This is a genomic window from Streptococcus oralis, from assembly GCF_001075675.1.
GTDB classification, from domain to species: Bacteria; Bacillota; Bacilli; order Lactobacillales; family Streptococcaceae; genus Streptococcus; species Streptococcus oralis_V.
Genome location: NZ_JUNW01000025.1, coordinates 1 through 384, shown reverse-complemented (window position 1 = coordinate 384; position 384 = coordinate 1). Strand labels below are relative to the sequence as shown.

Annotated in this window: 1 protein-coding gene; it reads right to left on the bottom strand. The window is 29.2% G+C overall.

What is annotated here, in order from left to right:
- On the bottom strand, nt 1-384 hold a 384-nt coding region (locus tag ADM50_RS03440; protein WP_049484538.1), incomplete at both ends, for a TipC family immunity protein.

The following is a 384-nucleotide window of genomic DNA, read 5'->3' as shown; positions in this document are numbered from 1 at the left end:
TCTTCGATATAAGTTTCCGTATCTGCTTTCTTTAAACCTATTTTGACAAATTTTTTTAAAACACGATCCTTCCGAGTATAGTTATCCCATATTCTAACTCTAACATTTGGCCCAATTCGTTTTTCAAATGAGATTGAACTTAATTGTGTTTTTGTAGCAAAATTAAAACCAATTTCAATTTCAAAATAGTCTTCTGGGGTATTGTTTTTATTATAAGTTCCAAATGGATAATATTTAGAATACTCTCCATCACTTGGCCAATCAGGTCTGATTTCAAATCCATCTATATTTCTTAAAATATTATTTGACCGATAGGTTTTCTCCGTCTCTTGGTAAATTTCATCAAAAATATTTTTAGGTTGACGCACAAAAAAGTAAAAACAA